We start from the raw sequence: 26,876 nt of genomic DNA on the forward strand, positions 1-26,876 counted from the left end.
TTCCCTCCTAACGTGGTACAAACAATTGCAAATAATTGATCCAGCCTGTCATCATAAAAATTCCAACAACGATTAACAATAATCCCGAAATCAGATTTATTAACTTGTAATTTTTCTTTATCGCAGCAAATACTCCTTTAAAAGAATCAATAAAAAGAGTACACAGGATAAATGGAAGAGCTAACCCCATAGAATAAATAAATAAAAGCCATCCCCCCATAAGAACCGTACCATGCTGTGAAGCAATCAGCAAAGCTGTACCTAAAAAAGTACCTAAACATGGAGACCAACCAATGGCAAAAATAACACCAAATAAAAATAATGAAAAACGTGAAGCAATCTTTCCAGAATGTTGAATACTAGGAAGCAAACGCGGTAAATTCGGCAAGCGAATCAACTCAGTCATTTTAAGTCCAGCAAATATAACTAGTATCCCTGTGACCAACTGTATTTCTGTACGGTATAAAATCAAGTATTGGTTAATATAGCTAGCAAGCATTCCCATTACAATAAATATGAATGAAAAACCACCAATAAATGAAAAAATCCTCATTAGTGAATCAATTTTACTTTTCTCGTTATTTGACCCTAAAAAGTAGGTGATATACACCGGGAGCAAAGGTAAGATACATGGGGAAATAAATGTAAGTACACCTTCCAAAAAAAGAATAAAAGAAAACATAATTGGTATAAGATCCTTTCAAAAGAATTTTAAATTCTCTACACTTCTATCTATTTAAAAACTAGAACACCAAAATATTAACATATCCGTGTGTCATTTAAATAGATTTAACATTACAATCGGTTATCATTTTTATTTGTAAAATGAAATGTTACTATATTTTTCTTTCTAGCTGATCCCCCAATGATATATATGTTTTTTTTATTTTTCTTTTGAAAATCCCTCCTATCAAACAAAATTTTTAATCGAATAAAATAACACCTTATATAAAATTGCAAACAAAAAACCGAGCCTGGCCAGCTCGGTCTTTCTTTGTGTGACAAATATGCTATTTAAATATGAATTGGCAAACCTAAAGCCAATTCAGAAGCATCCATAGTAATTTCCCCTAAAGATGGGTGTGGATGGATCGTTAATGCGATATCTTCTGCATTCATACCAGATTCAACAGCTAATGATAATTCAGAAATCATATCACTTGCGCCAACTCCGCCAATTTGTGCTCCGATAATAACGTTATCTTCGTTAGTAGTAACCAAACGTACAAATCCTTCAGTTTTACCTAAAGAGATCGCACGACCGTTACCAGCGAATGGGAATTTGTAAGCAGTTGCTTCTAATCCCGCTTCTTTAGCTTCAGCAATTGTCATACCAACACTTGCTAATTCTGGATCAGTGAAGGCTACAGCAGGCATTGCTTTGTAGTCTACTTCTACTTTTTTACCAGAAATTGCTTCAGCAGCAATTTTAGCTTCATAGCTTGCTTTATGAGCAAGAGCAGCACCCGGTACGATATCTCCGATAGCAAAGATGTTTGATACGTTTGTTCTGCCTTGTTTGTCAACTTTGACTAAACCACGTTCGCCAACTTCAACACCTGCTTGCTCTAAACCAAGATCATCAGTGTTTGGACGACGTCCAACTGTTACCATTACATAGTCAGCAGTAACTGATTCTTCTTTGCCGTCTACTTCATATTTTACAGTTACGCTGTCGCCATTGTCGATTGCTTCTTTAGCCATCGCTTTTGTTACAACAGTTACATTTTTCTTCTTGAAGTCATCTGTAACTAGTTTAACCATGTCTTTTTCATATGTTGGTAAAATTGAAGGACTACCTTCTAAAATTGTCACTTCAGAACCTAAGTTAGCATATGCGCCACCTAATTCTGCACCGATAACTCCGCCACCAATGATAACAAATTTCTTAGGTACTTCTTTCAAGTTCAAACCACCTGTTGAATCTAAGACACGTCCGCCAAATTTAAATCCTGGGATTTCAATTGGACGAGAACCAGTTGCTACGATCGCATTATTGAATGAATATGTTTGAGCTGAATCTGGATGAATTACACGTAATGTATTTTCATCAACGAAGAAAGCTTCACCTTCAATAATTTCGATTTTATGTTTTTTTAGAAGGAATCCAACACCGCTTGTTAACGTATTAACAACTTTGTTATCTTTCCATTCTTGTGTTTTCGTAAAGTCTAGCTCTACACCTTTAGCTGTTACACCAAACATTGTTGAGTCTAGTGATTCTTGGTAATGATGTCCAGCTGCGATCAATGCTTTAGAAGGAATACATCCAACGTTTAAACATACACCGCCGATAAACTCGCGTTCAATAATCGCAACTTTTTGACCCATTTCAGCAGCACGAATCGCTGCAACGTATCCTCCAGGGCCTGAACCAATTACGACTGTATCTAATTCAATGGCGAAATCTCCTACTACCATCTGATAATCATCCTTCCATTAATAGTAATTCTGGATCAGCTAATAAACGCTTAATGTTGTTCATTGCTTTTTGAGCTGTTGCTCCATCAACGATACGGTGATCAAAACTCATTGAAAGTTTCATCACACGACCAACAACGATTTCACCATCTGCATTTACAACTGGTTGTGTAGCGATTGTACCAACACCTAAAATCGCAACTTCAGGGTAGTTGATAACTGGTGTGAACCAGCCTCCGCCGACTGAACCAATATTACTGATTGTGATAGAACCATCACGCATATCTTGAGCAGTTAATTTACCTTCAATTGCAAGAGCTGCTTTTTCGTTGATTTCATCAGCGATTGCAAACATGCTCTTAGTATTCGCATTTTTAACGTTTGGTACATATAAACCATGATCAGTATCAGTTGCGATACCAATGTTGTAGTAGTTTTTATAAACGATTTCTTGTGCTGCGTCATCAATTGATGCATTCAAGACTGGGAATTTTTGAACAGTTGCAGTTAATGCTTTAACAACGTATGGTAAGAATGTTAATTTAGTACCATTAGCTGCTGCAACATCTTTAAATTTCTTACGGTGATCCCATAATTTAGATACTTCAACTTCATCATGCAATGTAACGTGTGGTGCAGTGTGTTTACTGTTAACCATCGCTTTAGCAATTGCTTTACGAGTTGGAGTCATTTTTTCACGAGTTTCAGCTTCGCCTAAATCAGAAACAAATGGTTTAGCAGGAGCTTTTGGTGCTGCTGTAGCTTCAGTTGCTGCTGGTGTTGCTGCAGTTTGTTCAGCTTGCGCTGGAGCTGCTGCTTGTCCGCCGCCTGAAATAAAGCTTTCAATATCCGCTTTTGTTACACGTCCGCCTTTGCCAGTTGGAGTAACTTGTGTGATATCTACATCTTTTTCACGAGCAAATTGACGTACTGATGGCATAGCCAAAACACGTTTATTTGGGTTAGCTGCTGCTACAACGCCAGTTGATGCTGCTGGTGCAGGAGCTGCTTGTTCTGTTTGAGCAGGAGCGCTTGTTGCTGGAGCTGATGCTGGTGCAGAGTTGTGTCCTGGTGCATCGATTTCAATTAATACATCTCCAACATTTGCTACTGTACCTTCTGGTACAACAATATTTTTAACTGTTCCGGTAACTGGTGAAGGAATTTCTTCAACAGATTTATCGTTTTGAACTTCTAATAAAGTATCATCTTCATTGATTGTATCGCCTGATTTAACGAACCATTTTACGATTTCGCCTTCTGCAATACCTTCACCGATATCTGGTAATTTGAATTGGAAAACACCGCCGCCATTATCTGCTACTGGAGCTGCTGCAGGTTGAGCAGGTGTTTGTTCTTGTGCAGGAGCAGCTGGTGCAGCGTCGTTTTCAGGATGTCCTGGTGCATCGATTTCGATCAATACATCTCCAACGTTTGCTACTGTGCCTTCTGGTACTACGATTGATTTAACTGTTCCTGTAACTGGAGATGGAATCTCTTCTACAGATTTATCGTTTTGAACTTCTAATAGTGTATCGTCTTCATTAATTGTATCGCCAGCTTTTACAAACCATTTTACGATTTCGCCTTCTGCAATACCTTCACCAATATCTGGTAATTTAAACTGATAAGCCATTTTTTAAGCCTTCCCTTCCTTTATCGTATCTGTCTAACTCGCAAATTGCGGAAAACAACAGCTCTAAATTTCCACGTAAAAAATTACGTGAAAATTTAGGCATGCTGTTTAAAGCAAATTTATTCAGCTGTTAATTAAAATTCTGCGATTTCTCTAGCTTTCGCTTCGATATCTTTAGCATTTGGCAACCAAATGTTTTCTGCTTGACCAAATGGGAAGATTGTATCTGGAGCAGATACACGGCCAATTGGTGCTTCTAATGATAATACTGCACGTTCAGAAATTTCAGAAACAACCATAGCGCCAACGCCAGCTTGTTTTTGAGCTTCTTGAACAACAACGACACGGCCAGTTTTCTCAACTGATTGAATGATTGTTTCAACATCTAAAGGAGCCACAGTACGTAAGTCAATGATTTCAACAGAAATATTGTCTTTCGCTAAGTTGTCAGCAGCTTTAATTGCTTCACGAACCATTGCACCGTAAGTGATGATAGAAACATCTGTACCCTCACGAGTAACAGCAGCTTTATCTAAAGGTACTTCGTAAGATTCATCTGGCACTTCCTCACGGAATGAACGGTATAGTTTCATGTGTTCTAAATAAACAACAGGGTCATTGCTTCTGATTGCAGAAATCAATAGTCCTTTTGCATCATATGGATTTGACGGGATAACAACACGGATACCAGGAGATTGAGCAATCAATCCTTCTAAGTTATCTGAGTGAAGTTCTGGTGTATGCACACCACCACCAAAAGGTGCACGAACAGTAATAGGCATGTTACGTGTTCCACCCATACGGTAACGAGTACGAGCCATTTGACCTACGATTTCGTCAAATACTTCAAATACGAATCCAAAGAATTGGATTTCAGGAACTGGACGGTAACCTTCTAAAGCTAAACCGAAAGCTAAACCACCGATTCCAGATTCTGCTAATGGAGTATCGAAGACACGGTCTTCGCCAAATTTTTCTTGTAAACCTTCAGTTGCACGGAAAACTCCGCCGTTTTGACCAACGTCTTCACCGAAGACCAAGACGTTTTCGTCTTTCTCTATTTCTAGAGCTAAGGCATCTGTAATTGCTTGGATCATTGTTTTTTGTGCCATGATTATTTCGACTCCTTCGCTTCGTAGAACGCAATTTGTTCTTTAATATTTTGAGGTTGAACTTCAAACATGTTTTTCAAGAAATCAGAAACTTTTTGTTTTGGAACTTTGTCTGCTTCTGCAATTGCTACTTTGATTTCTTCTTTAGTTTGTTCAATGATTTGGTTTTCTTTTTCTTCTGTCCATAATCCTTTTGCTTCTAGATATTTACGGAAACGGATTAATGGATCTTTTTGTACCCATTCGTCATCCATATCTTTTGAACGGTAACGTGTTGGATCATCACCTGATAATGTATGTGGACCATAACGGTAAGTTAATGTTTCGATTAGAACAGGACCATTTCCTGCTGCAGACCACTCACGAGCTTCTTTAGCAATTGCATAAACTGCTAATGGATCCATTCCGTCAACAACGATTCCTGGGATTCCTGCTGCTACAGCTTTTTGTGCTAATGTTTTAGCTGCTGTTTGTTTTTCACGAGGTGTTGAAATCGCAAAACCATTGTTTTGGATGATGAACACGCCGTTTGCATGATAGGCACCTGCAAAGTTGATTGCTTCATAGAAATCACCTTGTGAAGAACCGCCATCACCAGTATAAGTGAAGACTACGTTTTTCTTACCGCGTTTTTTCATCCCTAAAGCAACACCAGCTGCTTGGATGTATTGCGCACCAATGATGATTTGTGGTGGTAATGCATTTAATTCTGGCGCATAGTGGTTACCCGCTACGTGTCCACGAGACCATAAAAATGCCTCTGTTAATGGTAAACCATGTTGAACTAATTGAGGTACATCACGGTAACCTGGTAATAGGTAATCTTCTTTTTCCATAGCAAATTGACTTGCTAATTGGCTTGCTTCTTGTCCAGCTGTTGGTGCGAAGAATCCTAGACGTCCTTGACGGTTCAATGCAGTTGAACGTTGGTCTAATACACGTGACCAAACCATACGAGTCATTAACTCAACTAATTCGTCATCTGATAAATCTGGTACTGCGTCTTTGTTTACGATTTTCCCATCTTTATCTAAAATTTTAAATGTTGGGAAATCAGCGTCGACTTTTTCCATAAGTGCATTAAAGTCAATAGGTTTTTGTTTCTTTGCCTTTGCCATTTTGTCACACAATCCTCTCTGTTACGTTTCTTTTTTTCGAATAAAAATAAAACAGCGATGAAAACTGTATTACTTTTTATCGACTACACTTACAAATTATCACTAAACAAGTAAAAGAGCAAGTAAAAAGTTAGTATTTCTTTAAATTTGATTAAAATACTCGAAACCTTTCGTACCAAAGGTTAGTGATTAAAATCACAAACAAGAAACCGTTTTACAAAAAGAGTTCCTGATCATATCTTTTGACATTACTCTGTTATAGTCAGCCGAATCATTGTTATGCTACAGATAAATTGTCAGTCGGCAATTATTTGCTAAAAAATGAACAGACTTTTTTGAGTTAGACAAAAAGGAACAAAGACAAAATACTGCATATTTTGTCTTTGTTCTCTAAAAAACGAATATTAATAGTTTTATTATACATTTTTTCTACTCATTACGAATAACACTATCGATCACAAATAAAATTTTCGTCATTTGTTCCCAAAAAATTTATTCTAAAAAAACGATTCAAAACACTCATTTCAATAAATGAATTATCTACAAAAGTAGATTCAAGAATTTTATGACTTAAATCCACTCTTTTGTATTACGAATATATAGTCGTTTAGCAACTTCTACCGTAATCAAATATAGTACAATGATCAAAATAAACCACGCCCAATAATTAGCCGGAAGTTTCACAAAGTCAAAAACCTCCCGAATCGGTGTCAAGACAATCAATAATCCTAACCCAATTGCACCCATACTAGATAGGATCACAGCTGGTGAAGCAATACTTTGGATAAATGGAAGCTTCCTTGTACGTACCATATGAACAACTAAGGTTTGACTAACTAAACCAACTACAAACCAACCTGTTTGGAATAAATGTTGTGTTGCAACTGAATTGGCACTGAAAACAAACCACATAACCAGATATGTCATAATATCAAAAATGCTACTTACTGGACCAATACACAGCGTAAATTTCATTAAGCCATTTGTTTCCCAACGAACAGGTTTTGCTAATTCTTCTTCATCAACATTGTCCCATGGGATAGTTAACTGAGCGACATCATAAATCAAGTTTTGAATCAACAATTGAATAGACAGCATCGGCAAAAATGGTAAGAATGCACTAGCCACTAGAATTGAAAAAACATTCCCAAAGTTTGAACTAATCGTAATCTTGATATATTTCATCATATTACTGAAAACTTTACGACCTTCAAGTACGCCGTTTTCTAAAACGTTTAAGCTTTTCTCCAAAAGAATAATTGAGCTAGCATCTTTAGTAATATCTGCCGCTGTATCTACTGAGATTCCAACGTCAGCTTTTCGTAATGCAGGTGCATCGTTGATACCGTCCCCCATAAAACCAACAGTATGTCCATTACTTTGCAAAGTTTCGATGATTCGAGATTTTTGCATCGGATTTAATTTAGCAAATAAGTTCGTTTTCTCTACTTCTTCTTTCATTTGTTCATCGGACATCGTATCGATTTCTGATCCTAAAACCACATGTGATACTTCGATGCCAACATCTGCACAAACTTTTTTTGCTACAATATCATTATCTCCAGTCAAAACCTTTACGTTTACTCCATGTTCATGTAAAGATTTGATTGCTGTAATAGCAGATGTTTTGGCTGGATCTAAGAAACCCATGAAACCGATTAGCACCATATTTTTTTCATCTTCTACTGAATAAACAGCTTCACTATGGACATCTTTTTTGACCGCTACAGCTATCGCCCGCATCCCCTGTTCATTCATATGGATATTGACTTCACGCATTTTCTTCCGTAATTCTGGCGTTAAAGAAACTAACTTGCCATCAATCTCAGCATGTGTACATACAGCTTCCATTTCTTCAACTGCACCTTTAGTAATCATTAACTGATGGCCATCAGCATTCACAACAACCGTTAAGCGACGCCGAGAAAAATCAAATGGGATTTCATCTAATTTTGTGACTGATTTAAATGGGCTTTTTGTTGTGTTTTCTTCATGAAAATTTATGACTGCTACATCCATTAAGTTTTTCCAACCTGTTTGATAATGTGAGTTTAAGTAGGCCATTTCTAACACATTATCATTCACATTTCCCATTGGGTCCAGATGCTGTACAAGAACCACTCGATCTTCCGTAATTGTTCCTGTCTTATCTGTACAAAGCACATCCATACTACCTAAATTTTGAATGGAAGGCAGTTCTTTAACGATTACTTTATGTTTGGATAAACTCAATGCACCTTTCGCTAAGTTACTTGTAACAATCATTGGCAACATTTCAGGTGTCAATCCCACAGCTACAGCAATTGCAAAGAAAAATGCGGAACCCCAATCTCCTTTGGTGATACCATTGATTAAAAATACAATCGGGAATAAAACCATAACCATTCGCAACAAGAATTTACTGACTTTAGTCAAACCAATATCGAATGATGTTTTTCCTCTTTGTTTAGTTGCGTTTTTAGCAATATCTCCAAAAAAGGTATTTTGTCCTGTTTTCAAAATAATTGCTTTTCCTTGTCCACTCAAGACATCAGTTCCCATAAAAACTAAATCTTGCATATCAAGAGCAGAAATACTATCTTGCTCCTTATCTACTCCAGCCTCTACAAATTTTTCAACTGGCATGGATTCTCCAGTTAAAGAAGATTGGTTGATAAACAAATCTTTTGTCCAAAATAAAACTGCATCTGCTGGAATCATGTCGCCCGTTGCCAACGTTACGATATCTCCTGGCACAACTTCGTCCATTGGAATTTCTTTCGTAACGCCTTCACGAGTCACAGCTGCTGTATTTTCAATTAACTCTTTTAAATTCAAACTTGCTTTTTGCGAGCGATATTCTTGAATAAAGGAAATAACTACGCTTGCTAAAATCATCAAGCCCATTACAATTGCTGCTTCGAAATCTTGTGTAGCGGCAGATACAATCATCAATAATGCTAGCACGTAAACAAAAGGGTCTTTAAACGCTTCTAAAAACATAATAATTGCAGGAGTTGGCTTTTGAGCCGATACTTCATTTGTTCCATATTCTTCTAAACGATGTTTTGCATCTTCTTCAGATAGTCCTTTTCCTGACGTACGTAGTTCCATCATTAATTCTCGTTCAGACAGCATTGCCAGTTTTCTTAACTCTTGGTCTTTAGTTATTTTTTTCATTTCTATTGCTTTTTTGTTCATCATTTTCTTTTCCTCCATGTTCTAGCTCAATTCATCTTGTCTAGAAAAGGAAAAATCATTTCGATTCCATCGTTTCCAAGATGAAGGCTACATTTAATTTTCTCGAATGACTGGGGTCTTCCATGTGACTCTTCCTCTCTTTTTTTATTTTAAAACGATGGATCTTTGTAATTGTTAGAAGGTTACTTCGCTCCCTTTGGTCGCCAAGTACTGTTCATCATCAGCTCTGGCAAAGCCAGTCGTATTACTTCAATTCTTAAAGCTTTTGCTATCCGACTTATCTTTTCCTTTTAGCTGTTTGTTTTTTTTTGCGGAACTTCGCTCCCTTTGGTCGCCAAGTACTGTTCATCATCAGCTCTGGCAAAGCCAGTCATATTCCTTCAATTCTTAAAGCTTTTGCTATCCGACTTATCTTTTCCTTTTAGCTGTTTGTTTTTTTTTGCGGAACTTCGCTCCCTTTGGTCGCCAAGTACTGTTCATCATCAGCTCTGGCAAAGCCAGTCGCTGTGATTCACAGCAAAACAAAACGCACACTCAACAATAGAGTGTGCGTAAAATAGCAACTTAAATAAAATTATCTCTATCGTTGAGCTTTAGCACTATAGGGCGTAGATAATTTCTTATCAGCTACGTTATGAATGACCTTCACGATCATTCCTGTTCAACCAACTAAGAGTCTCTCGATTCTTTCGCGGCAGCAGCATATGTCCAAATAGGAGCCTCACCTAACAATTATTCAGTTCTTTATCCTCAACCATAATAGTCCATATTTTAACGATTGTCAAAAAAATAAAAAATTTTGTTCTTAAGTTTGATTTGTTTTGTTGTGTTTAGCTAAGTCAGCTTTTCCTTGAATAATCTCAGCTCTTGAAAAATTTGCTGCTTCTAATTCCTTATCTGATAAGTTTTCAAGTATTTCATAGAACCACTTTCCTAGTTCATAAAATTGTTCATTTGCCATGTTTTCGGATTCAGAAAACAATGTATTTTCAGCTTCATTAATTTTGAATTTCAAAATAAGGTCTAACAGATGATTTTGAATCGGAATTGAATATTTTTCTCCAGTTACTTCATCTGTTACATGAACCATGGGCATAATTTGAACTTCTTTTGTTTTTTTGAACGGATTGAAGACGGCTGCTTTAATTTGTCTCATAAACCAATCTTTTTCATTTTGCATCATTGTTATTTCACTCCTTTTATAATAGTAATTAAAATACTAAGCAGATTTTTACTCATCATTTTCTTATCTTCTATTTGATTTTACCATTATAAGTAGGAATTGCTAGGGTAATACTTGTGAATTCTGAACGCTTGTAATTCTGCTTCATGTAAGGTTTCGGACTGCTCTTCTAGTTGTCTTTTTGTGCGTCAGTCATTTCCTCAAAAAATCGACGTTCTTCGATTCGGCATCTTCAATGATTTCTTCAAAAAAAGTGCCTTCTTCTTTTGGATAAAAATAAGCAATCACTCGTTCATTATGGTGACGTTCACTTGCATATAATTGTCCGCAAGCTTCCATTTCCCGCTCTAATAACATCGCTATTTCGGCGTTTTCATCTTATTTCTCTTCATTTTTTATTCGTCTTTTTCAAAAGTACTGTTTGCTGAACTATTTTCTGGCACCGTTGTCCCAAAAGAAAAGTTCACGGTTTAGAAAATCGTTAATTTATCATTGGCTTGACCAATCTTGGTTTCCTGATTTTGAATTTCTCCAGCATTAATATCAATCATTTTTTCATATCTATTTATATTTTTTCATCCCTAATATCAAGTATGTCTTAATAAAGAATACAAGCAAATAACAGTTTTATCAATACTCGATACATATTATTCATTATATTAATTATGCATATTTTTAAAATTCTCATTTGCATCATTTTATTCAAAATAAAAACGGCTAAGACAGCTTTTAAGCTTGTCTCACCGTTGCCCTTCATATGCAAGAAGAGTACAAATTTTTATAGCCATCTAATGTTACGTCTATCGATTGCCTAAAATTTTCCAAACTAAATCAGAAAGAAAGGTACTTGCAAAATTACTAAACACATCCGATGTAAATTCTGGCAAATATTTTTTCAACAGATTTGTTACTCTGTCCTGATTTTTTGTGGATGTCTCCACTAATAATTCTGTACAGGCTTGAAATTCTTGACTATCTTGGGGTAACTTAGTCAGCGTTGCTTTTATTTCTTTGTAAAACTTATCCCAGTCGATTTGAACATCATCTGATGAATAGTTAACTTTATTATCGTTACCAAATATAAATGGGGAGTTATTAAAATGATTATTTTTAATTTCCATATTCTACTCCATTATTATTGCCAAACATAATTGGACTATTCGAGATATCACACTGATCCATATTAATGACTATCCGTTCACCATTAGTATTGTTGATACAATACTCAATAACTTCTCTTATATAGTTAGCAAATTGTGGCTCTGCACAAGCAATGATATATCTGTTACCAGAATTCAAATGGATGTACATGTCTTCCCCTCTGCTATCATTCGCTTTCTTTATTTGGTAGATAATTGCCCCTGAAACTACTAGTCCTAAAATACTAATAATCGTAAGGTTTTTTATAAGAAATAGGAATATGATAAAAGCAATAATTGGTTTAGTCATACTTTTGCTTGGTGGCGTATGAAGAGATATTTGTGCAATACTGCTGATTTGCAATGTCGTTCGATTAAATTGAATTGAGTTCTTTTCAATTAAGATTTGGCTCGTTTCAATTCTTTGATTGTTTAAATCATTATTTTCTGTATTCATTTAACTTCTCCTTTTGTATACTAATCACAACTTATTGATTATAACTTATTTCTATCTATATGTAAATAAATTTCAAAACATCTACAAGATAATATGTTTTGAAATTTTTTTCTGTTATTTTTCCTTATATATAAGGGAGTGATTTCTCGTGTTATTTAATGAGGTTTACAAGGAAAATTAGGTTGCGTGTTCGCATTCATTTCGTATATACTTAGAAGGTAGAATAGAATGACTGTTCAAATTTGAATATAAAAATAAATTGGCACTTCAAAATCTGGCGACAACCAAATATTTGAAGCCTTGTAAAGACAGAGCAAACTGCCCAAACAAGTTGCCAATAGTGCTAGCAACATATACTAGCTTCTTTTCTTGTACCTAAAGTGTACCTATTTTTCTATAGGTTTCTTACTAGTTTCTTTAGGTTACTTTGAAAAAGTAGTAGATGATTTTAGTGACTATTGTGAACGATATTGGGAAGTTGCCTAATATCGTTTTTTTCTATTCTACAAATTTAAGGAAAGGAGGATTGTTCAAAGTAAGACAAAATAAAAAAGGCACTTCATCACTTGGCGACAACCAACTGATGAAGCCTTGCATAGACAGAGCAAACTATCTATACAAGTTGCCAATTGCTAGCACAAAGTCCTAGCATTCTTTATTGTACCCAATTTTACTAGATTTTTCTAGTCCGTCTGGAAATTTTTTGTTAAAATCATGTACTTTATAAAGTCTGTATACTTTTTCTAGATAATTGATGGCGGTATTGGTAGTTTTAGGATGATAAAAAGTCGTTGAGTTTTGAGCAACTGAACTAAAATAGGAATCAATGCCCTTTTCGTATTGAGACATTTTTGGGAAGTTATCGAAAAATTGACTTTTTATCACTGATCACTCCAGTAGCGTTTTTTGCTTTACCTCAAAAAGAAGGCGATGGAAATTCTACCAGACTTACACTAATCATATACAAGTCATTTCTAACGCTAGTTCAAAAAAGTTGCCTAAGTCAATTTGTACATTCGGAAGCGCTGAAGCACGAAATTCAGCGCTTCAAAAAAAGGAGAGAACCATTATGAAAAAAGAGCTACATAATCTAAAAGCAATCCCCTATCAAGATATCACCGATTTACAAGATTTATTGGATCGTCTAGAATCTTGGCAAGAACCACTCGCTGTATTAGATCATTTCTTCCAATTCCGAACAGGTCCGATCAACAAGAAAAAAGTAATCAAAGAATACTACGCATGCGGTCATTTGTTCCACGCTTTTTTTACAGAATTTCTCCGGTTGATAGAAGATAAACAAGTCAAAATCGAAAAATTAGATCGTGAAAGAAAAGTAATATCTCATTTTATTAAAGTCTAATCAGCACCAGTTACTCTGTTAGTATAAAAATAGTGATGAGAAATTGTGAGTTCATTTCTCATCACTATTAACATAATTGCTTTCCTAATCCGAAAGTTACTGTTTAAACTTCTGGAATTGGTTCACTTAACAAAATTTCCCCACTTTGACCAAAATAATCCACTTGCATAGCCAATAAATCTGTCCGCCAATAGCCTACCCCTGCAGCTCCAGCAAGCTCCGTGAATTCTTCAAAAGTAATGTCACCCGCTTGTGCTTTTAAAACTGCTTTTTTTATTTCTGCAGAAGACTCTGTCACAGAAACATTTTTAGGTTTACCATTCAGTTGAATTTCAATGTATGACGCCTCATCATAGTAGCGATACACACCCACTTCTACCAAATAATCATATTTTTCAACACCTATTTTTTTAAAATCGCGGATTAACTGGGAAAATCCACCTGCATTTTTTTCATTATTGACGATTTTTTCGATTGCTTTTAAATTAAGACTCAACACATTCACTCCTATTAAATTGTATAAAAATAGATCTAAGCCAAAACTTATCAAGCTTTGACCTAGATCTTGGTCAGTCAACATTATGATGATACTTCAACAAAATGGTTGATTATTCAACTTCTGTCATATCTTCAATATATTTATACACTTGTTGTCCAGCAATTCCACCTTCACCAACAGCTGTTGTGATTTGACGTAATGTTTTTTCACGAACATCACCAATGGCAAAAACACCTGGCATACTTGTTTTCATATCTTGATCTGTTTCGATCCAGCCTTCTGCATTTGTTAAACCAGCTTTTTTAAATGGTTCAGTCAAAGGATCAAGTCCAACGTAGATAAACACGCCGTCAGTCTCGATTTCTTTCACTTCGTCCGTCAACACATTACGTAATTGTCCACCTTTAACCATCATATCATCGCCAACGATTTCTTCTAACACAGTATTCCATTCAAAAGAGATTTTTTCATTAGCAAAGGCACGATCTTGGATGATTTTTTGGGCACGTAACTCATCACGGCGATGTACAATCACAACTTCTGATGCAAACTGCGTTAGGTAAATTGCTTCTTCAACAGCTGAATCGCCGCCACCGATAACTAATAGTCGTTTATTGCGGAAAAAGGCGCCATCACAAACTGCACAATAAGAAACACCGCGACCAGCGAATTCTTCTTCTCCTTTAACACCTAGTTTGCGATGCTCACAACCTGTAGCAATGATTACTGTTTTGGCTTGATAGGTTTTGTCATCACAAATAACTTCTTTATATGCACCTTGATCTTTAATATCCATCACAATGCCATATGCATTTTCGGTACCGAATTTTTCAACATTTTCATACATTTTATAAGCCAATTCAGGTCCCATGATCGAATCAAAACCTGGATAGTTTTCTACTTCAGCAGTATTATTCATTTGACCGCCAGGAGCACCGCGTTCGATCATCAATACTGAAAGATTAGAACGTGACGCATATAACGCTGCGGTCATACCAGCAGGTCCTGCACCAATTACAATTACATCATACATATCTCTTTTCACCCTCCGAATTTTTCAAGTACATTTACTTTACAACTTAAAAGAAGGATTGTCTATATTTCTGCCCAAATTTACTCTTCAAGAATTGATTTTTCTAATGATTCAAAATAAAAAAGCAGTAACCTTTTTAAGTTACTACTTTTTCTATTGAATTTCATTTTGTTAAATAATAGACATAACCCATTTGACTCATAAAAGCGCTGAATACCATGCAAAGCGGTAGACTCAAGTTTTAATTTACTTTTCTGATGATGATGCACTTGTGTTGAAACGTTTTACTTCCCCGAACTTGCTTTTAACTATTCTAATTAAAGCAAGTTACTGCATAATTGTTTTTATAGTTCTTATTTCAAATTTTTTGAAATGAAATCATAATTGCGTTCTGTTAATTTTGCTGCACTTGTTTGAACACCTTTTGAGTATTTATCAAATGTACGAACCCCTAGCAACTTACCTCTTTGATCGAAAATTGGTGCGCCGTAGTTCCCATCTTTGCTAGCTTGGTTAAACCAAAAATTAGAAGCAATATTATAACTAATTGTTGCTTGGCTTTCCCACATTTCACCTTTCTTGTCAGCATCGTATCCAGGCATAGTTACTGTGTTACAAACTAAAATAGCAGGATTTTGGGTAACAGGAACAATTGAAACTACCTCACCAATATTTTGTCCATTTTCATTTGTTTTTACTGTCAAAATCGCTAAATTTCTCCAAGACTCTTCAAAATCCACTGATTCAACTTGGAATGAACCGAAAGGAGTACTCTCTCCATTTTTTCCTGGTGTAACAAATGATTTTTCAAGATTTCCACTGTTCTTTAAACCTTCAACAACGTTGTAAGAAGTTAAAACTTTATTCTTACCAATGACTGTTCCAGTACCTGTTACGCCATTAGCATCAATAAATGCTACACTTTGGTAACGTCCTTTGGCTGTATCATTGACTTTTGTTTTGTTCTCAGTTAATTTTTCTCTTACTGGATGAGCAGCTTCTACTTGTGGTGTTGCGGCAACTGCTGCAGTAGATAATACTGCACTGCAAAGTAATACTGTTACTATGTTTTGAATTTTCATTTTTACCATCCTTCATTTTTACAATATTTTTGTATACCAAAAATTATTTTGGTCATTCGTTTTATGCTACTTGAGTCCACCGCATTACATGGTATTCAACAACTATTTTTCGGCTATGCTTTGAATTCAATACTTGTTTTGTAAATCTAAATCTCTTTTTCCTTCATTTAACTCTTTTATGCTAATTAAATTTTTTCCCAAACAGGAGACTTCCCTGGTTCTTCACCACGTGTCCACCATTTAGCCTGGTATTGTATGCCTTTGTATGTTACTACGCTTTTACCTGTATATGCGAGGTTTGAGTTCCATTCTTCGATAATTTCCGTGTTTAATTTTTCCCATACATCATTTGTTCCCGGCGTATTTCCTTGGGTCCACCACTTGGCTTTGTATTCAATTCCCTTGTAGAATACTTTATCTCCACCTACGTAGACTTTAGATTGAACCCATGTCGTTTGACCTTCTACTGGCTTATCTACTTCTTTTTCTGTACGAACTGCTAATCCTGCAGACATTTGAGAACGGTTCGCTGCTTTGTCTACTGCTACAATTGTGAATGTATATGACGTATCCGCTGTTAACCCATTTACTGCATAGTTTGTCGTTTTGCTTTCGCCAATTCTTACGCCGTTTCGGTAAACTTCGTATCTATCAATGCCTACATTCGCTGTCGATGGATTCCATGATAGTTGGGCAGAATTTTTGGTTACATTCGTTGCTTTTAATCCTGTCACTTGACTAGGAGCTTGGGTAACTGACTCTTTCTCTGTGCGGATTGTTACACCTGATGACATTTGCGAACGGTTACCTGCTTTATCCACTGCTACAACGGTGAATGTGTAGGATGTATCTGCTGTCAAGCCATTTACTGCATAATTTGTCGTTTTACTTTCACCAATTCTTGTGCCATTACGGTAGACTTCATATTTGTCTACGCCTACATTATCTGTTGATGGATTCCATGATAATTGCGCAGAATTTTTGGTTACATTCGTTGCCTTTAAACCTGTTACTTGGCTTGGCGCTTGGGTATCTGTTTCTTTTTGATCCAAATGTTCGGCGATAAATTCATAATTTGATCTAGTGATTTTTGATCCCGAATTTTTAACTGGAACTCCACCGATCCAAATCTCACTTGTATGAACAGCAATTAATTGATTCTGCTCATTAAAAACTGGCGATCCAGAAGTTCCATTGATTGCATCGATATCATAGAAAAGACGATGCACTGTTTGTGAAAGTACTGAACCTTTTCCTTCCCATAACTCCCCATGTTTATCTTGACTGTAGCCTGGTATAGACCCTTTTGTCCCTGGTGAAATAGTAGGAAACTCTCTAACTGGAATTATTGGCACGACATCACCAATATTTTGACCTCTACTATTGGGTTTCACTGTGACAACCGCAATATCAAAATCACGATTCTTTCCTATACTCCAATATTTGTGTATATCTACTGATTCAATATCAAAACTACCGTACGGCATCATATTTCCGTTTCTAGCTGGATAAACTTTTGCTTGACTAATATCTACACTTGTTTTTATATTTTCGACAACATGTCCTGCAGTTAGTATTTTATTTTTCCCGATAACCGTACTTGAGCCAAACCCCTGATTCGTTGAAAGGTAGGCAACACTGGAATACGGAGCCTTTGTCGTGTCCATAATTCTCACTCGTTCATCTGTTCCTATAACAGCTCTGCTTTCTGGCTTTCTTTCCTCTGCATAGCTCGTTGTTGTCATTATTGTTGTTGATAAAACTACCCCACATAATAATAATGTCGCAATTTTTTTGATTTTCATACTCCTATTTTCCTCCTAAAAAACTTCAATTATACTCTTAGTATTTGCCACTTTAGTTCTTTTCCCAAACAGGAGACTTCCCTGGTTCTTCACCACGGGTCCACCATTTAGCTTGATAGTTTGTTCCTTTATAAGTAACTTTACTTCCACCGTTGTAAGCTAGGTTTGAGTTCCATTCTTCAATAATTCCTGTGCTTAATTTTTCCCATACATCATTTGTTCCCGGCGTATTTCCTTGGGTCCACCACTTGGCTTTGTATTCAATTCCCTTGTAGAATACTTTATCTCCACCTACGTAGACTTTAGATTGAACCCATGTCGTTTGACCTTCTACTGGTTTATCTGCTTCTTTTTCTGTACGAACTGCTAATCCTGCAGATATTTGAGAACGGTTCGCTGCTTTGTCGACTGCGACAATTGCAAATGTGTAGGATGTATCTGCTGAAAGTCCACTTACTGCGTAGTTTGTTGTTTTACTTTCACCAATTCTTGTACCATTTCGGTAAACCTCGTATCTATCAACACCCACATTCGCTGTTGATGGATTCCATGATAATTCAGCAGAAGTTTTGGTTACATTTGTTGCTTTTAGCCCTGTTACTTGGCTTGGCGCTTGAATAGCTGGCTCTTTTTCTGTACGAACCGACACGCTTGAGGAGACTTGCGAACGGTTACCTGCTTTATCTACTGCGACAACTGCGAATGTGTATGATGTATCTGCTGTTAAGCCACTTACTGCATAATTTGTCGTTTTACTTTCACCAATTCTTGTGCCATTACGGTAGATTTCATATTTGTCTACGCCTACATTATCTGTTGATGGATTCCACGATAATTGCGCAGAATTTTTGGTTACATTCGTTGCCTTTAAACCTGTTACTTGGCTTGGCGCTTGGATATCTGTTTCTTTTTGATCTAAATGATCTTGCACAAAGTCCAAGTTAATTCCAGTTAATTTTACTGCACCATTTTCTGAAGTGTATGCTGAGGTATGGATACCGATTAGACGGTTATCTGCATCAAATACTGGACCACCTGAATTTCCTCCTATTGTATCTGCATTGTAGTAGACACGATAGGCTCCTTGAGATGTAACACTTCCAGTCCCCTCCCACATTTCATATCCTCTATCTGCCCCATATCCTGGTACACGAGCACTTGATCCTAAGGGAATTGTAGGAGTGTTTTTTACAGGTACTTTGGGTACGGCTTCTCCAATTTCCTGACCAAAACCATTTTTTGTTAACGTAATAACTGCAATATCATGGTCATGTTTATTTACATTTGATGAATAATTTTTATGAATATCAATAGATTTAATACCAAATTGACCAAAAGGATTGTAATGCTGATTTCTCCCTGGAATAACATAACCTTTATTAATTGATCCTGAACTGTTTAATCGATTTACGACATGTGCCGCTGTAATCACTTTATCCTTGCCAACAACAACGCCAGTTCCTCTGACTCCATTTGCACTAATGTAAACAACACTAGAATAAGGTGCCTTTGTTGTATCTGTAATTCTCACTCTATCATCTGATCCGATGATCTTTCTAGAGGTCGGTGTATTTGTTTCACCGAATGATACCGTTGTAAATGAAGTCGTGGATAGAACGACACCACACATCAATAACGCTGTAATTGTTTTAATTTTCATGACTTACTCCTACTCTTATCTATTTTTAAATGATTATTTCAGTAATGCTCAAATAGCGTTGTTCCAATGATAATTTTATCCATGTAAAATTTTTTATAGGTCAAGAGAATAACACTTCCTACTTAACATTACTTTTACAATATAAAAGAACGATCTATAATTTATTTCTTTTCCCAAACAGGAGACTTCCCTGGTTCTTCACCACGGGTCCACCATTTAGCCTGGTATTGTATGCCTTTGTATGTCACTACGCTTTTACCTGTATATGCGAGGTTTGAGTTCCATTCTTCAATAATTCCTGTGCTTAATTTTTCCCACACATCATTCGTTCCAGGCGTGTTTCCTTGGGTCCACCACTTGGCTTTGTATTCAATTCCTTTGTAGAATACTTTATCTCCACCTACGTAGACTTTAGATTGAACCCATGTCGTTTGACCTTCTACTGGTTTATCTGCTTCTCTTTCTGTACGAACTGCTAAGCCTGCAGACATTTGAGAACGGTTCGCTGCTTTATCTACTGCGACAATTGCAAATGTGTAGGATGTATCTGCTGAAAGTCCACTTACTGCGTAGTTTGTTATTTTACTTTCACCAACTCTTGTACCATTACGATAGATTTCGTATCTATCAACACCCACATTCGCTGTTGATGGATTCCACGATAGTTGAGCAGAATTTTTGGTTACATTTGTTGCTTTTAATCCTGTCACTTGACTTGGTGCTTGGATAACTGGCTCTTTTTCTGTATGAATTGACACACCTGATGACACTTGGGAACGATTCCCTGCTTTATCCACTGCTACAACGGTGAATATGTAGGATGTGTCTGCTGTTAAGCCATTTACTGCATAATTTGTCGTTTTACTTTCACCAATTCTTGCGCCATTACGGTAGACTTCATATTTCTCCACACCTACGTTATCTGTGGATGGATTCCACGATAATTGAGTAGAATTTTTGGTTACATTCGTTGCCTTTACCCCTGTTACTTGGCTTGGTGCTTGAGTATCTGTTTCTTTTTGATCTAAATGTTTGGCAATAAATTCATAGTTTGTACCAGTAATTTTTGACCCTCCATTTTTTGTTGGATGACTATTCGTTCCATACCAACTTGTATGAACTGCTATCAATTCATTTAGATTGTTATAAACAGGTCCACCAGAGTTTCCTCCTATTGTATCTATATTGTAATAAACACGTAATGCACTTTGTTCAATAATGGAACCTCGTCCTTCCCACATTTCCCCAAACTTATCTCCACCATAACCTGGCATATTCCCTTTTGTTCCTAAGGGAATATGAGGGACATTTTTGACTGGAATTACTGGAACAACATCTCCTATATTCTGCCCATTTTTATTAGGTTTTAATGTAACCACAGCAATATCATTATCACGATTATTATTTACTGACCATCCCTTGTGAATATCTATAGATTCCACTTGAAAAGAACCGAAAGGTGAATAATTTCCATCTTTAGCCGGAACAACTCTAGCTTGACTCATCTGCCAATTTGTTTTTATTCCCTCAACAACATGTCCTGCAGTTAATACTTTGTTTTTTCCAATAACTGTACCTGTACCAGATGTTGTATACATAGAAAGATAAGCACTACTAGAATATGGAGCCTTCGTTGTATCTGGAACTTTCACCCGCTCATCTGTTCCTATAACAGCTCTGCTTTCCGATTTTTTCTCTTCTGCATAACTATTGGATGCAAATGTTGTTGTTGATAAAATAGTTCCACATAATAGCAAGGTGGTAAGTACCCTAACTTTCATTTTAAAATCCCCCCTAACATTATTTTCCTTCTGGACTCTTATTTTAGGTGAAACATTCCTTTTATAACGTTCAAAAAAATCTTTAAAAAAGAAAAAAATGAATATAAAAATAAAATAAATTCCAAAAAAACAAATTTCCGTTTAATCTACATTTAATTTTAAACCTATAAAATCATAGAATTTTCATTAAAATACACTGTTTATATGTACAAAAAAAACAACGAAAAAAATTTTTTCGTTGTTTTTTTCTTAGCCTTCACTATTTTGTAGCTTATACATATCCGAATATAAACCATTTTTCGCTAATAATTCGCCATGATTGCCTCGTTCTACAATCGTTCCTTTGTCCAATACTAAAATCAGGTTAGCATCTCTAATTGTAGACAAACGATGAGCAATAGCAATGGTCGTTCTCCCTTGACGCATATTCGCCAATCCTTCTTGTATCAATCCTTCAGTCTCTGTATCTATGCTCGCCGTTGCTTCATCTAATATAAGAATTTTTGGATCAGTCACCATTGTTCTGGCAAAAGAGATTAGTTGTCTTTGTCCACTTGAATAACTGGCACCACGTTCAATAACTTTAGCATGATACTTGTTAGGAAGTGTTTCTATAAATTTATCTGCTTGAACAAATTCTGCTGCTTTCTTAATTTGTTCATCAGTGATCTCTGTGTTTAACATGCGAATATTCCCTGCAATATCGCCATAAAACATAAAAGCATCTTGTAAAACTAAGCCTAACTTTTTCCTTAATTCAGCTAATGGATAATCCCGAATATCACGGTCATCAATCAATATCTCCCCTTCATAAAATTCATAAAAGCGCATCAAGACATTTATAATTGAACTTTTCCCGCTTCCTGTATGTCCAATTAATGCAACAGTATCGCCAGGGTTCGCAACAAAACTGATATTCTTCAACACTTTATTCGTACCATCATAAGAAAAACTAACATGCCGAAACTCGATTTTTCCACGTAAGATTTCGCCATCAGCTCCAATATTTTGCTGAGGCGTCAACTCGTCATTATCAAAAATTTTCAAAATCCGACTACCTGCTACCATTCCATCTGTAAAAACACTTAAAAAATCCATCATTTGAGTCATCGGATTAAAAAATGCTTGAACATACGTCACAAAAGCATAAATCAAACCGACTTCCACAGGAGAGTTCAGTGCGTCATAGCCAAACAAAGTCAATGTTAATGCAATCGCTAACGTATAAAGGAAGTTAATGATTGGGCCCAAAAGCAAGGAATTTGTTCTAATCATCGAAAAACGTGTACGTAAATAATCATTATTGGTTTCTTCAAATTCTTTTTCTAAACGTTTTTCTTGTCGAAATTGCTGTATAATTTGCATACCTGAGATATATTCATTTAATTTTGTATTCAACTGACTCAATTTTTCTCGCATACTTCTATAAATTCTTGAACTGAATTTTTGATAGTACCAGATTACCACTAGTAAAATAGGTAAGAAAATCAAATTATACAAAGCGATCCTACCATTGATCTGAAACATTGCAATAAAAGAAGATGTTACTGCAAAAATTCCCGTTAGAACCATCAAAAATACATACCAAAACTCAAATAAAGTTTCTGTATCATTCGTTACGCGAGAAACAATTGAACCTGCTGGGGTTTGATCAAAATAACGCATTCCAAGTGTTTGCAATTTTTCAAATAACTTCACGCGAATATACTGATAGGTTTTTAGTGAAGCCGTTGAATATAAAAACCATTGGAAAAACCAAATAATACTTTTAATAATCACACCAAACAGGTACAATCCAGCAAAAAATAAAATCACTTGATTCGTAGCTGTTTTTGGGGTTAAATAATCATCCATAAATGTTTGAATGATTCTTGGTAAAAAAATGTTAATAATAGAAAGAATCAAAGCAAACAAAATTGCTGACAAAAAAGTACGACGAAACGGCCGAGCAAATTTAAGCAATCGTTTAACAATCGAAACTTGTTCTTTTAAAGGAACGGATTTTGTCCATTCGGATTCGTATTTTTCTTCCATTATACTTCACTCCCTTCGATCTTCGCTTCCAACTGTTGTTTATCCCACATCCGTTTGTACCATCCAGCTAGATTTAACAACTCTTGATGGGTACCACGCTCCACAATTTTACCTTCTTCTAAAACAATGATTTCTTTGGCATGCATCACACTACTTAATCGATGTGCTGCAATAATCGTTGTTTTTTCTTTTCTAGCTTCTTTTAAGTTTGAAAGAATCGCTTCCTCCGTTTTAGCATCAACAGCAGATAAAGCATCATCTAAAATCAATAACTCAGGATTTACAATCAATGCCCTAGCAATTGAAATTCGTTGTTTTTGACCACCAGATAATGAAACACCACGTTCGCCAACTAATGTATCATACCCTTTAGGAAAATCCTTGATTTCATTGTTGATAAAGGCCATTTCAGCTGCCTTTTCAACTTCTTCCTCCGTAAAATCAGGATTGGCAAATCGAATGTTATCACGAATCGTCATTGAAAATAGAAAATGGTCTTGAGGAACATATCCCAATGAATTCATCAAAGCATTCAATGTATACTCTTTAATATCATGTTCTCCAAAAGTAATCCGACCTTCATAATGATCATATTCCCGCATTAATAATTTTAATAAGGTTGTCTTTCCAGCACCCGTTTTTCCAACAATCCCTAGAGTGTCTCCCTCACCAATCGTAAATTTAATTTGTTCCAATGTTGCCTGTTCATCTTTTGGATAAACAAATTTAGCAATTTCCATCGATAACCGACCTTTAGCTGGTGTTTGGATTCCATCCTTTTTCTCAATGATATGCGTTTTTTCATGTAATAACTCATTCACACGATCATAACTGGCATTTCCCCGCTCTAATACATTAAACAGGCGACCAATCGCAAACATCGGCCAAACGAGCATTCCGATATAACTTATGAATGAAATCAACTGGCCAATTGTAATCGTACCTTCCATAATAAAACGTCCGCCAATAATAATCGTCAGTACATAAGAAATTCCAATAATCAACGTAATAAACGGATCAAACAAAGCGTCTAAAAAGTTTACTCGTTTATTTTTGACGATAGCATCATCGATTTTCTCAGTAAAATCTTGAATATCTTCTTTTTCCTGTCCAAAGGTTTTAATTACTTTCATCCCAGTAATACTTTCTTGGGTCTTGTCATTAATTGTTGAAAAGGCTGCTTGTGAATCTCGAAAAGCATCATGTAACTTTGATCCCAATACTCTGGAAGTCACAGCCAATAACGGCAACGGAATCAACGCAATCAATGTTAATCTCCAATCAACAAATAAAATCATTGCTACAATTGTTGCACCGCCTGTTATCATTGAGTCTGCAAAGGTCAGAATCCCTGCTCCAGCAACATTTTGGATTGCATTCAAATCATTCGTTGCATGAGCCATCAAATCACCAGTTCGATACTTTTGATAAAACACATTATCCATTTTTGTAAAGTGATGAAATAATTGCCGCCTTAAATCTTTTTCAAGTCTAGCTGCACTTCCCCAAATATGAGTGCGCCAAATATAGCGAAAAATATACTGCGCTAACGCTGCTGCCAACAAAATACCAACCCAAAATAAAATAGGTCGAATCGTCAAATCTTTTGCAGCAATCTTATCCACAACGATACCAATGACTTTAGGTGGAACTAGTTGAACCAATGCAACCATAATCAATGATAATACCCCAATAATATAACTTTTTTTCTCCTGTTTGAAAAACCAACCTAATTTTTTAAATATAGACATGTACATTCTCCTTTTCTACTCTACCTACTCTTCGCTCACACCATTCATTTGTTGTTTTTGCATCTTAATACAACTCCTTTCATCAATTAAAAATAAGCACAAAAAAACGGACCAAAAATCAGCCCGCTTGTGTTTTTGAATTATGAATAGCTCCTAAAAAACCTTATTTATCCCCTTGGTTCTTCATTTGCTGCATCATTTGACGAATCTTCTTCTCAGAAGGTTTTTGTCCCATAGACATCATCATCATTCGTAACATATCCTCATTAACGGGAGGATTCTTTTTGAAATAGTCTTGCATATATTTGCGCGCAAGGAAAAATCCACCTGCTGCACCTACTAATAAAGCGATAATCGCGATTAACACTACTAAACCTGTTGACATATAAATCTCTCCTTTCCACCTAGAAAAGCCAAACAAGAACTTCTGCTATTAACGTGATTCATGCAGTCAATATTCCTGTCAAACTTACTATTTTTAAATTTAGTTGGGAATTTGTCCCAATTTTTTATAAATTGCTCTCAAGAAATCATTTTACTAGAAAGAAGCCGAAAAGAAAAGCTCTTTTGTCAGATTCCTCACAAGAATTTTACAAAAGCTCATTTCCTTTTGGTTTTCTCTTGTCTTATAAACCTTTTTCGATTTTTTCTAACAAATCTGGATCAAATTTTTGCGACTTCAACATAGCAATTTCATAGCCATAAGGTGCTTTACTTGTTTTTTTATCTGCACCAACATATGGCGTTTCCAAAATTTTAGGTAAATCTTTTAATTTTTCATGGTGAACAACTTTATTCAACGCATCAAAACCAATCGTACCAAAACCAATATTCGCGTGACGGTCTTTATGAGAGCCCATTGGATTTTTAGAATCATTAACATGGACAACTTTTAAACGATCCAACCCAATAATTTTATCAAATTCTTCTAGAACACCATCAAAGTCATCTTTAACATTGTAACCAGCATCATTGATGTGACATGTATCCATCGTTACAGATAATTTCTCATTCAGTTTAACACCTTCAATAATCGTTGCTAATTCTTCAAACGTACGGCCTAACTCCGTTCCCTTACCTGCCATTGTTTCTAAAGCAATTTGAGGTACTTGTTCCTTCCATAGAACTTCATCAAGACCTTTGATGATTTGTTTTAAACCGGCATCCACGCCAGCTCCGACATGGGCTCCTGGATGAAGAGTGATTTGTTTTGCACCTAAAGCATGAGCACGTTCAATTTCTTGACGTAAAAATGACGTAGCAAAACCAAAATTCTCTAATTTGATTGTATTCCCTAAATTAATAATGTACGGTGCATGAACAACAATATTGCTCAACTCATGCTCGTCCATAAATTTTTGACCAACTTCAATATTCATTTCTTCAATTGGCTTGCGGCGTGTATTTTGTGGTGCGCCAGTATATATCATAAACGTCGTCGCGTTGTAACTTGCCGCCTCTTCTGCTGAACCTAGTAGCATTTTTTTACCACTCATACTAACATGTGAACCTAATAACATAATGATCCTCCTAATTTAAAAGCCGAACAGGCTCGTTTCAGTTCTGACAGAAAACTAACCCGTAAAGCATAACAATTATAAAACTATACAAGCTTACATTTT

The 26,876-nt window shown here is 35.9% G+C and carries 22 protein-coding genes and 1 riboswitch; of the genes, 1 reads left to right on the forward strand and 21 read right to left on the reverse strand.

All coding sequences use genetic code 11. The features are described from left to right. Positions 1-7 precede the first annotated feature (7 nt). The 11 genes from BCR23_RS01555 to BCR23_RS01600 all read right to left on the reverse strand — a co-directional run bounded on the left by BCR23_RS01555 (position 8) and on the right by BCR23_RS01600 (position 13,131). Complete coding sequence (locus BCR23_RS01555; RefSeq protein WP_069633740.1) at positions 8-682, reverse strand: cytochrome c biogenesis CcdA family protein; 675 nt, start codon at positions 680-682, stop codon at positions 8-10. A 332-nt stretch (positions 683-1,014) separates the two neighbouring features. Next, on the reverse strand, positions 1,015-2,421 hold the full coding sequence (lpdA, locus tag BCR23_RS01560; protein WP_069633741.1) for a dihydrolipoyl dehydrogenase: 1,407 nt from the start codon (positions 2,419-2,421) through the stop codon (positions 1,015-1,017). A gap of 7 nt (positions 2,422-2,428) precedes the next feature. Further along, the gene (locus BCR23_RS01565) at positions 2,429-4,057 is read right to left on the reverse strand and encodes a dihydrolipoyllysine-residue acetyltransferase (protein WP_069633742.1); all 1,629 of its coding nucleotides are present in this window, start codon (positions 4,055-4,057) and stop codon (positions 2,429-2,431) included. Between the two features lie 134 nt (positions 4,058-4,191). After that, positions 4,192-5,169: an alpha-ketoacid dehydrogenase subunit beta gene (locus tag BCR23_RS01570; protein ID WP_069633743.1), complete on the reverse strand. Its 978-nt coding sequence runs from the start codon at positions 5,167-5,169 to the stop codon at positions 4,192-4,194. A gap of 2 nt (positions 5,170-5,171) precedes the next feature. After that, on the reverse strand, positions 5,172-6,287 hold the full coding sequence (pdhA, locus tag BCR23_RS01575) for a pyruvate dehydrogenase (acetyl-transferring) E1 component subunit alpha (RefSeq protein ID WP_069633744.1): 1,116 nt from the start codon (positions 6,285-6,287) through the stop codon (positions 5,172-5,174). 570 nt (positions 6,288-6,857) lie between these two features. After that, complete coding sequence (mgtA, locus tag BCR23_RS01580; protein ID WP_069633745.1) at positions 6,858-9,470, reverse strand: magnesium-translocating P-type ATPase; 2,613 nt, start codon at positions 9,468-9,470, stop codon at positions 6,858-6,860. 569 nt (positions 9,471-10,039) lie between these two features. Next, positions 10,040-10,207, reverse strand: a riboswitch (M-box (ykoK) riboswitch). Positions 10,208-10,272: 65 nt separating this feature from the next. Further along, positions 10,273-10,650, reverse strand: coding sequence for a DUF6483 family protein (locus BCR23_RS01585; protein ID WP_069633746.1), 378 nt, complete (start codon positions 10,648-10,650; stop codon positions 10,273-10,275). Positions 10,651-10,842: 192 nt separating this feature from the next. Continuing rightward, positions 10,843-11,007, reverse strand: a complete 165-nt coding sequence (locus BCR23_RS14675) for a hypothetical protein (RefSeq protein ID WP_167352141.1) — start codon at positions 11,005-11,007, stop codon at positions 10,843-10,845. Positions 11,008-11,450: 443 nt separating this feature from the next. Continuing rightward, complete coding sequence (locus tag BCR23_RS01590) at positions 11,451-11,771, reverse strand: hypothetical protein (RefSeq protein WP_069633747.1); 321 nt, start codon at positions 11,769-11,771, stop codon at positions 11,451-11,453. After that, entirely contained in the window at positions 11,761-12,246 is a 486-nt protein-coding gene (locus tag BCR23_RS01595; RefSeq protein WP_069633748.1) for a hypothetical protein, read from the reverse strand. Before BCR23_RS01595 ends, BCR23_RS01590 begins: the two co-directional genes overlap by 11 nt. A gap of 645 nt (positions 12,247-12,891) precedes the next feature. Continuing rightward, positions 12,892-13,131: a hypothetical protein gene (locus BCR23_RS01600; RefSeq protein WP_069633749.1), complete on the reverse strand. Its 240-nt coding sequence runs from the start codon at positions 13,129-13,131 to the stop codon at positions 12,892-12,894. A 184-nt stretch (positions 13,132-13,315) separates the two neighbouring features. Between BCR23_RS01600 and BCR23_RS01605 the strand changes: the two genes are divergently transcribed. Continuing rightward, positions 13,316-13,609 (forward strand): hypothetical protein, encoded by a 294-nt coding sequence (locus BCR23_RS01605; protein ID WP_069633750.1) that lies wholly within the window; start codon positions 13,316-13,318, stop codon positions 13,607-13,609. 103 nt (positions 13,610-13,712) lie between these two features. Here the strand turns inward: BCR23_RS01605 and BCR23_RS01610 are convergent, their stop codons facing one another. The 10 genes from BCR23_RS01610 to BCR23_RS01655 form a co-directional block, all read right to left on the reverse strand. Then, on the reverse strand, positions 13,713-14,108 hold the full coding sequence (locus tag BCR23_RS01610; protein WP_240482520.1) for a DUF1398 domain-containing protein: 396 nt from the start codon (positions 14,106-14,108) through the stop codon (positions 13,713-13,715). A gap of 109 nt (positions 14,109-14,217) precedes the next feature. Then, positions 14,218-15,141: a thioredoxin-disulfide reductase gene (gene trxB, locus BCR23_RS01615; RefSeq protein ID WP_069633751.1), complete on the reverse strand. Its 924-nt coding sequence runs from the start codon at positions 15,139-15,141 to the stop codon at positions 14,218-14,220. A gap of 353 nt (positions 15,142-15,494) precedes the next feature. Further along, on the reverse strand, positions 15,495-16,223 hold the full coding sequence (locus BCR23_RS01620) for a trypsin-like serine peptidase (protein ID WP_069633752.1): 729 nt from the start codon (positions 16,221-16,223) through the stop codon (positions 15,495-15,497). A 185-nt stretch (positions 16,224-16,408) separates the two neighbouring features. Continuing rightward, positions 16,409-18,028: a fibronectin type III domain-containing protein gene (locus BCR23_RS01625; protein ID WP_069633753.1), complete on the reverse strand. Its 1,620-nt coding sequence runs from the start codon at positions 18,026-18,028 to the stop codon at positions 16,409-16,411. 52 nt (positions 18,029-18,080) lie between these two features. Further along, a complete protein-coding gene (locus BCR23_RS01630; protein WP_069633754.1) occupies positions 18,081-19,688 on the reverse strand; it encodes a fibronectin type III domain-containing protein in 1,608 nt (535 codons plus the stop codon). Between the two features lie 161 nt (positions 19,689-19,849). Continuing rightward, positions 19,850-21,469 (reverse strand): fibronectin type III domain-containing protein, encoded by a 1,620-nt coding sequence (locus BCR23_RS01635; RefSeq protein WP_069633755.1) that lies wholly within the window; start codon positions 21,467-21,469, stop codon positions 19,850-19,852. A 249-nt stretch (positions 21,470-21,718) separates the two neighbouring features. Beyond that, positions 21,719-23,503 (reverse strand): ABC transporter ATP-binding protein, encoded by a 1,785-nt coding sequence (locus BCR23_RS01640; protein ID WP_069633756.1) that lies wholly within the window; start codon positions 23,501-23,503, stop codon positions 21,719-21,721. Then, entirely contained in the window at positions 23,503-25,254 is a 1,752-nt protein-coding gene (locus tag BCR23_RS01645; RefSeq protein WP_069633757.1) for an ABC transporter ATP-binding protein, read from the reverse strand. Before BCR23_RS01645 ends, BCR23_RS01640 begins: the two co-directional genes overlap by 1 nt. Positions 25,255-25,417: 163 nt before the next feature. Beyond that, on the reverse strand, positions 25,418-25,639 hold the full coding sequence (locus BCR23_RS01650) for a YneF family protein (RefSeq protein ID WP_069633758.1): 222 nt from the start codon (positions 25,637-25,639) through the stop codon (positions 25,418-25,420). A 241-nt stretch (positions 25,640-25,880) separates the two neighbouring features. Further along, complete coding sequence (locus BCR23_RS01655) at positions 25,881-26,774, reverse strand: deoxyribonuclease IV (RefSeq protein WP_069633759.1); 894 nt, start codon at positions 26,772-26,774, stop codon at positions 25,881-25,883. Positions 26,775-26,876 lie beyond the last annotated feature (102 nt).

This window comes from Enterococcus quebecensis, from assembly GCF_001730365.1.
GTDB classification, from domain to species: domain Bacteria; phylum Bacillota; class Bacilli; order Lactobacillales; family Enterococcaceae; genus Enterococcus_L; species Enterococcus_L quebecensis.